Genomic DNA, 10919 nt, shown 5'->3' on the forward strand with positions numbered 1-10919 from the left:
GCTACCCCTCCCAATCGCGGCCGGATCGACGGCCCAGGTTCATGTTTTTGTGATGTGCGCGTCCGGTTGTATCCGGCGCTGCGCGGCGGTGTTGCGTGGTGGTGCTGTGCGGCTAATTTGGATCGATCTAAATCAACGGCAAAAAAAATCCCTGCGACTTCGTCCGCCGGCGCCCGCGCGCGCGGCGTTCAATGCTTCACCTCGGCGGCGTCGAGCGCCTTCCAGTCCTGGCCCGGCGCGGCCATGCGCAGGCTCAGGCTCATGCCGCCCTCGCGCTGGTACCAGTCCAGGCGCAGGCGATGCCAGCCGGCGCGCAGCGGCACCACCGCCTCGACCGTGCGGTCGTAGGTGTCGTTGCCGATCGCCGGCGCGCCGTCGATGTACAGCGCCGAGCGGTCGTCGCCCTGCAGCGCGAAGCGGTACACACCGTCGGCCGGCGCGCGCACATAGCCGTCGAAGCGCACGCCGAAACGGCTGCGGCGGCCGAAGCGGGCCAGGTCGAGCGAATCGGCCACGCCCTGAGCGGCCGGCGTGCGCGCGGCGGCGAACTCGTCGAGGTTGGCGAACAGGCCTTCGTACACGCGGTATTCCCATCCGGCGGTGGCGGGCTGCGGCGCGGCGCTCGCCGGCAGGTAACTGCGATAACGCAGCGTGGCGGCCTGCACCCCACTGCGGCGGCCGTCGGCGAGCACGGTGACGGTGCGCAACTGCACCGGCTTGTCCAGTTCCAGCACGACTTCGATCGGCGCGGCGTAGACCTGCGCGCCCTGCCCCGGGTCGCTGCCGTCGAGGGTGTAGCGGATCGTCGCGCCGGGCACGGCCGGGGTCAGCGCGACCGTGTGGCGGTGCTGGTGCGCCTGGCCCTGCTGCACGATCAGCGCGTCGTCCAGGCCGAGCGGCGCGGGAATCCGGTAGCCGACCGCGTCGCGGTCGAGCCGCGCGAACTGCCCGCGCAGGCGCCGCTGGAAGTCCGGCCAGGCGCGCTGCGCCTGCGGCGTCCACGCCACCTCGGCCAGCGCGAGCAAGCGCGGGAACGCCATGTACTCGACCATCGCCGGGGTCTTGAGGTGTTCGGTCCAGACGTTGCCCTGCACGCCCAGCACATGCCGCGCCTGCGCCGCGCTCAGCGCCGCCGGCACCGGGTCGTAGGCGTAGACCTTGTCCAGGCTCAGCTCGCCGCCGAGGTTCCACTGCTCCTGCGCGGCCGGGCCCTGGCCGTAGTCGAAATAGCAGCACTGGGTCGGGGTCATGATCACGTCGTGGCCCTGCTGCGCGGCGGCGATGCCGCCGGCCTCGCCGCGCCAGGACATCACCGTCGCGTCCGGCGCCAGCCCGCCTTCGAGGATCTCGTCCCAGCCGATGATGCGCTTGCCGCGCGTGTGCAGGAACTTCTCGATGCGGCGGATGAAATAGCTCTGCAGCTCGTGCTCGTCCTTCAGGCCTTCGCGGCGGATCACCGCCTGCGCGTCGGCGCTGGCCTTCCAGCGCGTCTTCAGCGCTTCGTCGCCGCCGATGTGCACATACGGCGCGGGGAAGATCGCCACCACCTCGTCGAGCACGTTCTGCAGGAATTCGAAGGTCGCCTCCGACGGGCAGAAGATGTCGTCGTACACGCCCCAATTGCTGCCGACCTCGAACGGGCCCGGCGTGCACGCCAGTTCCGGATACGCGGCCAGCGCGGCCAGGGCGTGGCCCGGCATTTCGATCTCGGGGATCACGGTGATGTGGCGGGCGCGCGCGTAGGCGACGATCTCGCGCGCCTGCTCCTGGGTGTAGAAGCCGCCGTAGGGCTTGCCGTCGCCGACATACGGGTCGATGTTGCGGCCGACCACGGTTTCCTTGCGCTGCGCGCCCACGCCGGTGAGTTTCGGATAGCGCTTGATCTCCAGGCGCCAGCCCTGGTCGTCGGTGAGGTGCCAGTGGAAGGTGTTGAGCTTGTAGCGCGCCATCTGGTCGAGATAGCGCTTGATGAAATCCAGCGGGAACAGGTGCCGGCCGACGTCCAGGTGCATGCCGCGATAGGCGAAGCGCGGCGCGTCGTCGATGGTGGTCGCGCCGACCCGCAGCGGCGGCGCCGTGCGTGCGGCCGGCAGCAGTTGGCGCAAGGTCTGGTAGCCGTAGAACAGGCCGGCCGGCGGGCCGGCGAGCCGGATGCCGCGCGCGGTGACCTCCAGCCGGTAGCGCTCGTTGGCGCCGGTGTCGGTGTTGGCCGCGGCGGGCTCGGCGACGAACTGGACGTAGCGCGAGGGTTCGTGCTCGCCGCGGCCGGGCTTGGGCGCGCCGCTGCGCAGGGTCAGGGCCAGGCCTTGCTGGGCGGCGAGTTCATCGCGCAGCAGCTGGGCGACGGCGCGGGCTTCGGCGTTGTTGGCGTAGATCGTGGTGGTAGCGTCGAGCGCGAACGCGCCCTCGCCCGGCTGCACGCGCGCGGGCAGCGGGACTAGTTCGGGCGCGATGCCCGGCGCGGCCGCGTTTTGCGCGGCGTTCGCGACCGGGGCCAGGCCGATGGCCGCACCGACCAGGCCGAACAGCGCCAACGGCAGGCGCGCGCGGGTCAGTTTCGCCAGGGTGCGTTTCATCGTGCGGTCTCCGGCAACGGCGGTGCGGCGGTGTCGCGATGAAGCCCTGGATCCCCGCTTTCGCGGGGATGACGATTGAGATTTTCTCGCACGACGCGAGTTCCGCTCCGGCCGTCATTCCCGTGAAGGCGGGAATCCAGAGCCTTCGGAGCCATCTCGCGATGAAGCCCTGGATCCCCGCCTTCGCGGGGATGACCATTGGGAGTTTCTCGCATGGCGCGAGTTCCGCTCCGGCGGTCATTCCCGCGAAGGCGGGAATCCAGAGACTTCAGAGTCATGTCGCGATGAAGCCCTGGATCCCCGCTTTCGCGGGGATGACGGGTGGAAGCAGCGTCGGCAGTCCAGGGCGTCATCGGCTCAGCTCACTTCGGCGCCGCGCAGGCCGACACCGGCAGCGCCGCTGCCTGCGTGCCCCACCCCGTCGTGGCCGGCTGCCGGCCGAGCTCGAAGCGCAAGGTTCCGCCGGCGCGCAGCGCGCTCCAGTCCAGCCACACCTTGTCCTGCGGCTTGCCGTCGAAGCTCGCGCCCTGCACGTACTGCACGCCGCGGCCGTCGGCGCCGGGCGCTTCGATGCGCAGGGTCTTGCCCTGGCCCAGGTCCATCTCGACCTTCTCGAAGCGCGGCGCGTGCAGCAGCAGTTCGCCGGTGCCCGGCACCGCCGGGTACAGGCCGATCGCGCTGAACAGGTACCAGGCCGACATCGTGCCCAGATCGTCGTTGCCGGTGACGCCGTTGGGCGCGTTGGTGAACAGCGTCTGCGCCGCGCGCAGCACGGTCGCGGTCTTCCACGGCTGGCCGATCAGCGTGTACATCCACGGGCTGTGCAGATCGGGTTCGTTGTTGGGGTTGTAGCGATACTGGTTGTAATAGCTGTACGGCCCGACCACCCACTGCTTGCGCGCCGCCGCGGCCGGATCGGCCAGCAGCGCGTCGTAGGCGAAGAACGCGTCCAGGCGCTTGCCGGCCTGCTCGGCGCCGCCCATCGCCGCGACCACGCCGGGCACGTCCTGCTGGGTCAGCCACTGGTACTGCCACGCGGTGCCTTCGTGGAAGCCGTGCTGCGAGCGCGGGTTGTAGCTGCCGTCGGTCTCGGAGTAGAACGCGCCGCCATCGACGCGCGGACGCGGGAAGCCGCGAAAACCCAGTTCCGGATCGGCCGCGTCCTTGTCCCAGACCTTCGTCCAGTTGCGGCCGCGCTCGCGCAGCGTCGCGGCATCCTCGCCCTTGCCCAGCGCCTGCGCCATCTGCGACAGCGCGCAATCGCCGAGCGCGTATTCCAGCGTGGACGAACCGCCGTGGTGCGGGTCCACGTCCATGCTCTTGGCCGGGAACGCGCGGTCGTACTGGACGAAGCCGTCCTTGAGATAGCTCGGATTGCCGGCGCGGCCCTGGCTGCGCACCAGCGCCGGCGGCACCCCGAAGGCGTTCTCGCGCAGCGCCGCGTAGGCCTGCTGCTCGCGGCCGTCGAGCGCGCCGAAGCGCCACAGGTCGACCATGAACGGCGTGACCGGATCGCCGGTCATCACGTTGCTGTCGTAGCTGGCGTAGCCCCAGCGCGGCAGCCAGCCGTTTTGTTCGTGGATCTTCAGCAGCGACTGGCCGATGTCGCGCGCGCGCTGCGGCCGCAGCATCGCCAGCAGCTGGTTCTGCGAGCGGTAGGTGTCCCACAGCGAGAAATACTCGTAGTAGGTCCAGCCGTCGGCCTTGTGGATCTGGGTGTCGTAGCCGCGGTAGCGGCCGTCGCTGTCGCTGCCGGTCAAGGGCTGCAGCAGCGAATGGTAGAGCGCGGTGTAGAACACGGTGCGGTCGTCGCCGCTGCCGCCGCTGACCCGCACCGAGCCCAGCTCCTTGCGCCAGGCGTCCTGCGCCTGCTTGCGCATCGCATCGAACGCCAGCGGCTTGCCGCCGCGCGCGCCCTCGTCGCGCAGGTTGCGGCGCGCGCCTTCGATATCGACGTGCGAGATCGCGCTGACCGCCGTCACCGCGCGGTTCTTAGAGGTGTCGAAGGTGAACCACGCGCCGTGCGGGCGGGTGTCGCCCTGCATGCTCGACTGGCCGCCGGGATGGCCGCCGGTCTCGTCCCAGGTGCCGTGGCTGGCGAAGGGACGGTCGAACTCCATGCGGAACCAGGTCGTGTACTGCTGGCCGCCGCAGAAGCTCTTGGTGGTGACGCGGCCTTCGACCGCGCGGTCGCCGACCACCTCGACGCTGCTGCCGACGACCAGGTGGCGCTCGTTGGCCTGCCCGGTGTTGACCAGGATCGTGCCCTGCGCGGCGCCGGCCGGGAAGGTATAGCGCTCGGCCGCCGCGCGCGTCAGCGCGGTGGCTTCGGCCTCGATCGGGCCGGCCGCCTCGCCGGTCAGGCGCACCTTGTAGTAACCGGCCTCGCCGATTTCGCCGTCGTGGCTGTAGGCCGAGCCGTAGGCCTTGTGGTCGAAGGACTTGGAGTCCTTGGTGTCGAAGCGCTTGCCCGGGCCGATCTCGCCGGTGGTCGGCAGCACCGACAGCTGCCCGCCCTGCTCCCAGCAACCGGCGCCGGAAATGAAGGAGTGGCCGAAGCCGCGGATCTTCGGATCGTCGTAACGCCAGCCGCTGTAGTGCTCGCCGATCGGGCTGACCTGGATCAGGCCGAACGGCGCCGACGCGCCCGGGAAGGTGTTGCCGTCGTCCTTGCTGCCGATGAAGGTGTTGACCTCTTTGTCCGGATCGACCGTCGCCGGCTGCGCGAGCGCTCCGCACGCCAGTACGCAGGCGAGCGCCGCGGCCACGGGGCGCAGGCGCGCGGCTCTGGAAGGAACGTGGGCGTGGCGGTGTCGAGGCGGTGGAGTGGTCATCGTGAATCGGAATCCCTGGTTGGCCAGTTGAGAGAAACGAGTAAACAGGAACGAGTAAACAGGAACGAGTGAGAGCGACAGCGAGGAACGAGGGAGAAGACGGGACGAACCACTCGTTCCTAGTTCCTCTCCACTCGTTCCTGGCCTCCCGTCCCCGCCCTTACTTCAGATCCAGCACGTACTCCACCGCGATCTCGCGCCCGACTGGGCTGAAGATGCGGTCGGCGATGAAGGCGAAATCGCGCTTGTACGGATCCTTGTCTTCGTTGACCTCGTCGAACAGGTTGCTGACGTAGACGTTGACCCGGGCGTTGTCGGTGATGCGGTAGCCGGCGCTGACGTTCCAGGTGATCGCAGGACCCACGCGGCCCCAGTACTTCTCGGTCTTCTGGCCGTACGTCGGGCTGGCCGGATCGGTGTCCACGCAGTTGTCGGAGCTCGGCGCATAGCCGTCGGCGAAGCCGCGGCAGCCGCGGAAGCGCACGCTCGGCACGCTGCCGACGCGGTCGGCGTAGACGGTCGCGGTCCAGCGGTCCTTCTGCCAGTTGACGCTGCCGCGGAACTTGCTGCGCGGCTCGTCGGTGCGCTTGTCCTGCATCTGCTCGCTGCTGTCGGTGCGCGTTTCCAGCTTGAGCAGGTTGGTGTAGTTCAGGCCGAGGCTGAAATCGCCCCAGCGCGCGGTGCTGAAGCGGTACTTCAGCGAGGCGTCCACGCCCTGCACGTTGCGCGCGGCGCGGTTGATCGGGCCGGTGCGGATGTCGGTGACCGGGCCGAGCAAGGGGCCCGCGCCATCGGGATCCGGCCCGCGGGTGACGCGGCCGATCTGCAGGCGGCAGCGGTCGGCGCTGGGCGCGCCGATGCGCGGCTCGCCGCTCGGGGTCTTGCCGGTCAGGCAGTAGGCCTCGTCGAGCAGCACATCGTTGGCGCCGATGTCGTCGATCTCGTCCTCCAGCTCGATCCGCCAGTAGTCGGTCGACACCGACAGGCCCTCGGCGATGTCCCAGACGAAGCCGGCGGTCCACGACTTGCCGGTTTCGTACTTCAGGTCCGGCGTGCCCTCGCGGGCGATGTTGGCGTCCTCGACCTTGAAGCCGGCGTCCCAGGTGCAGTTGCCCTGCTGCCCGGCGCGCAGGCAGTTGAGGTAATCGGTCTGGTCGGCGACCGAGGTGCTCGGGGTCGCGTAGACGAAGTGCATGTCCGGCGCGCGGAAGCTGGTGGCGTAGGTGCCGCGCAGCAGCAGGTTGGAGAACGGACGCCACTCCAGGCCGGCGTTGTAGGTGGTGGCGGCGTCGCCCGACACCGCATCGTACTTGTCGTAGCGCCCGGCGATGGATGCGGTCAGGGTGCGGTGCAGCGGGATCTTGAACTCGACGCCGGCGGCGTAGTGATTGCGCGAGCCCGAGCCGCGGTCGAGGTTGGCGGTCTGGTCGTACAGCGGGTTGTCGCCGATCGTGTTCGGATCCGGCGCAAGGCGGTAGCCCTGCTTGGCCGCTTCGAGCTGGCCGGCGAAGCCGATCGGGCCGGCCCAGCCGTCGAACAGGTCGCCGCTGACGATGAAGTTGGCCGAGGTCAGCCACGATTCGGCGCGGTTCTTGCCGCGGGTGCTGATCGAGGCGTAGTCCTGCGGCGAGATCGGGTTCCAGAAGCGGTTCGGGTCGAGCCGGTCGCGGTTCGGGCCGAGGAAGAAACGGTCGGCCTGGGCGCGCAGGATCGCCGGGAATTTCTCGTCCACGCGGTATTCGGCGCGGCCGACGCTGAAGTCCCAGTCGAAGCGCGAGCCGAACTTGCCGCTCAGGCCGACCGCGACGTCCCACGACAGCTCGTCGGAATGGGTGTAGCCGCTTTCGGCGCCGCCGATTTCCTGCGGGGTGAAGCTCTTGACCAGGTCGAGGTCGGCGTTGAGGCCGACATCGTGGTAGGTGCCGTTGGAATTCCAGCCCGGCATGAAGGTCATGTTGCTGCCGCGCGAGGACCACACGCCGACGCTGGCCCAGCCCTTCATGCCGTTGTCGAAGTCGTAGTTGCCGTAGACGTAGCCGGAGCGGTCTTCGCTGCCGTTGCGCAGGGTCCAGTGCTGGAACACGGCGCTTTGCCCGCACTGCCAGCCGGTATCGTTGATCGCGCCGGTGTTGCGGTTGAAGGTGCGGCGGTTCTGCAGGAAAAACTCGCCGTTGTACTGATCGCAGGCGCCGGCCGGCGGCATCATGCGCTGGCCGGTGCCGGCGTTGAACATGCGGATGCCGACCGAGGGCAGGATGCCGACCGCGCGGTCCTGCGGATTGAGCGACAGCGGCGGCGCGTCGAAGTCAGAATCCATGAATTCGCGCTCGCCGGCCGGCAGCGCCTCGCGCTTGAAGTACTGCAGCGCGTAGGTGACGCTCCACTTGTCGCCGCTGCGCCCGCCGGCCCAGGACAGGTCGATGGCGTCGCGGCCGCCGCGCGTGGAGGTGCCGCCGCGGACCTTGATCTGGTCGCCCTGGTATTCCTTCTTCAAGATCACGTTGATCACGCCGGCGACCGCGTCGGAGCCGTAGATCGCCGAAGCGCCGCTGGCGAGCACTTCGATGCGCTCGACGATCGCGGTGGGAATGTTGTTGTAGTTGGCGAAGTTGCTCTTGCCCTGGTACGGCAGCGGGTAATCGACCACGCGCCGGCCGTTGATCAGCAGCAGGCTGCGGCCCGGTCCCATGTTGCGCAGGTTGAGCGGGCTGGCGTTGACGGTGTGCTGGCCCCAGGCGATGTCGGATTCGACCGTGCCCATTGCTTCGGTCAGCGTGGTCAGCGCGTCGTAGACGGTGTTGAAGCCTTCCTTCTCGATCTGCGCGGCGGTGATGGTGAACACCGGCGCCGGGCCTTCGATCTCGGCGCGCTTGATGCGCGAGCCGGTGACGGTGACCTTGTCGATCTCGGTGGGCTTGCGGCCGGCGGCGGCGGGTTCGGCGGCGGCGCCGTCGGGCGACTGCGCGGCTTGCGCCTGCGCGGCCAGCGGCGCGCCCAGGGCGCAGAGCAAGGCGCAGGTCAGGGCGCTGCGTCTGAGGGTGGAATGGTTCATCGTGGCGGTGCTCCCCATGAAGTGGACTGCAATCAGCGACCCGTCCTTGGTCCGAAAACCCGGTGATGCGTCTTTTCTATCGATCTAAGACCACGCGCCGGGACAGCCCGAAAGAGCATCCCGGCCTATCCAATCCCCAAATTGGATCGATCTAAATTAAGCACGACCTCGCCGCCGGTTGCATGACGCGGCGCAGCAACATGGCTGTGTTAGGCCGGCCGCGGCCGTGGCGGTGCGCTGTGCCGAAGCTAAGTGTTTGTTTTGCCGAGACCGGCTTGAGGCGTCGGCGCAGGCGCGGCGAGGTTGCGGGAGGCGCGGTGGGATCCTGCAGCGCAGCAAGCGCTGTGCGCCCTGCCCGGCAAGCGAAAGGAGGCGGATCAGCGGGCTTTCGTTTGTCGTGGTCGAAACGGGGTGTCGTGCGAGCGGACAGGAAAGCATCGGGGCTGAAGCCCCTCCCACAAACAGGAAGGCATCGGGGCTGAAGCCCCTCCACAAGCGGCCGGTCCGGCGCGCTCTTGTGGGAGGGGCTTCAGCCCCGATGCTTTCGTCTCCGCCACGACGAACTCGCCGCCGCGACGCCGGCCCGGAACGCTGCAGCGCCCCCGGCTGGCCAGCGAATCGCCGGACAACGCGTGGCGACCGTACGGCCCGCCCTCAGCCGCGCAACGCCGCCACCAACGCGCGCACCCGCTGCGCGTCGCTCTGGCTCCAGTCCGGCGACAGCCCGGCCAGGGCCTCGTTGCGGTAGCGCATGGCCGAACGCCGCGGCCCCTTGGCCGAGGCGTGCAGCTCGCGCACGCCGGTGCGCCGCGCCAGTTCGGCGATGTTGTCGGCGGTGACGCCGGCGCCGGCCATCAGCGCGATGCGCCCGGCCGCCTGTTGCGCCAGCGCCGCGATGCGCGCGGCGCCGCTGCAGGCATCGGCGGCGCCGCCGGAGGTGAGGATGCGCTCGCAGCCCAGCGCGACCGCCGCTTCCAGCGCCCGGCCCTGATCGCGCGCGGCGTCGAACGCGCGGTGGAAGGTGACGCCGAGCGCGCCGGCCGCGGCGATCTGCTCGCGGCACACTTCCGTATCGACCTCGCCGTCGGCGTCGAGCGCGCCGATCACCACGCCGTCGCAGCCCAGCCGCACGCAGGCCTCGATGTCGGCGAGCATCGCCGCGCGTTCGGCCGGGTCGTAAAGGAAATCGCCGCCGCGCGGGCGGATCAGCACGTACAGCGGGATGCGCAAGCGCTCGCGCGCGACCGCCAGCGCGCCGTAGGACGGCGTGGTGCCGCCTTCGGCGAGGTTGTCGCACAGCTCCACGCGGTCGGCGCCGCCGTCCTGCGCGGCCAGGGCGGAGGTCAAAGAGCCGGCAGAAACTTCCAGCAAGGGTCGATCGATCGCGTTCAAGGGCTTTGCCTCAGTTCCATTCGCCCCAACCTAACGCCTGTACGCGAAATCGCCGCGAAATCCCCCACGACACCCGCCTCAAGTCTGCTCGGTCGCATACACCGACCGCGCATCCAGCAGCGCATCGCGCTGGCCCGCATCGCACACCGCATAGACGAAGCCGCGATGCAGCGCATGCGCGCCGACCTCGCCGTGCTTGTTGATCGCCAGGAAACACACCTGCAAGGTCTTGCTCGCCTGCGGACGCTTGCGCACCACCCGCTCGATCGCCTCGCGGCAGGCCTCGTCGGGGCTGCGGCCCTGACGCATCAGCTCCACCACCAGGAAGCTGGCGGCGTTGCGCAGCATCTCCTCGCCGACGCCCGAGGCGGTGGCCGCGCCGACGTCGTTGTCGACGTACAGGCCGGCGCCGACGATCGGGCTGTCGCCGACCCGGCCGTGCAGCTTCCAGGCCATGCCGCTGGTGGTGCAGGCGCCGGCGAGCTTGCCGGCGCGGTCGATGGCGAGAATGCCGAGGGTGTCGTGGTTGTGCTTGTCGCCCGGCCTGGCGTGGTCCAGGCGCTCGGCGTTGATGACCGGCTGGTACTTCGAGGTCTTGCGCCACTCGTTCCAGGCCGCGCGCGCCTTGTCGGTCAGCAGCGGCTCCTTCGGGAAGCCTTGTTCGATCGCGAACTGCTGCGCGCCGGCGCCGACCAGCAGCACGTGCGGAGTGCGCTCCATCACCCGCCGCGCGACGCTGACCGGATGGGCGATGTCTTCCAGCGCGGCGACCGCGCCGCAGCGGCCGTCGCCGTCCATGAGGCTGGCGTCCAGGGTCAGCACGCCGTCGCGGTCGGGATTGCCGCAGCGGCCGACCGTGGCGTTGCACAGGTCGGCCTCGGCCCAGCGCGCGCCGGCCTCGACCGCGTCCAGCGCCGCGCCGCCCTCGCCCAGCACCTTCCACGCCGCCTGATTGGCGCCGACGCCGAAGTCCCAGGTCGAGACCACGCGCGCGCCGTCGATGGCCTTCGGCGCCGGCGGCGGCGCGGAGGTGGCAGCGGCGGCGGCGAGCGCGGGCAAGGCCGG

The 10919-nt window shown here is 69.9% G+C and carries 5 protein-coding genes; all 5 read right to left on the reverse strand.

Translation table 11 applies throughout. From position 1 onward, the window contains the following. Positions 1-188: 188 nt before the first annotated feature. Positions 189-2576: a family 20 glycosylhydrolase gene (locus A7A76_RS12455; RefSeq protein ID WP_206411486.1), complete on the reverse strand. Its 2388-nt coding sequence runs from the start codon at positions 2574-2576 to the stop codon at positions 189-191. 362 nt (positions 2577-2938) lie between these two features. After that, positions 2939-5353 carry a GH92 family glycosyl hydrolase gene (locus tag A7A76_RS12460; protein ID WP_428995138.1) on the reverse strand — a complete coding sequence of 805 codons (2415 nt, stop codon included), beginning with the start codon at positions 5351-5353 and terminating at the stop codon, positions 2939-2941. A gap of 217 nt (positions 5354-5570) precedes the next feature. Further along, positions 5571-8462, reverse strand: a complete 2892-nt coding sequence (locus A7A76_RS12465; protein ID WP_206411488.1) for a TonB-dependent receptor plug domain-containing protein — start codon at positions 8460-8462, stop codon at positions 5571-5573. 654 nt (positions 8463-9116) lie between these two features. After that, on the reverse strand, positions 9117-9833 hold the full coding sequence (locus A7A76_RS12470) for a copper homeostasis protein CutC (RefSeq protein WP_241200904.1): 717 nt from the start codon (positions 9831-9833) through the stop codon (positions 9117-9119). Positions 9834-9932: 99 nt separating this feature from the next. Next, entirely contained in the window at positions 9933-10913 is a 981-nt protein-coding gene (locus tag A7A76_RS12475) for a N(4)-(beta-N-acetylglucosaminyl)-L-asparaginase (protein ID WP_241200908.1), read from the reverse strand. Between the last annotated feature and the right edge of the window lie 6 nt (positions 10914-10919).

The organism is Lysobacter enzymogenes, assembly GCF_017168095.1.
Lineage (GTDB): Bacteria > Pseudomonadota > Gammaproteobacteria > Xanthomonadales > Xanthomonadaceae > Lysobacter > Lysobacter enzymogenes_D.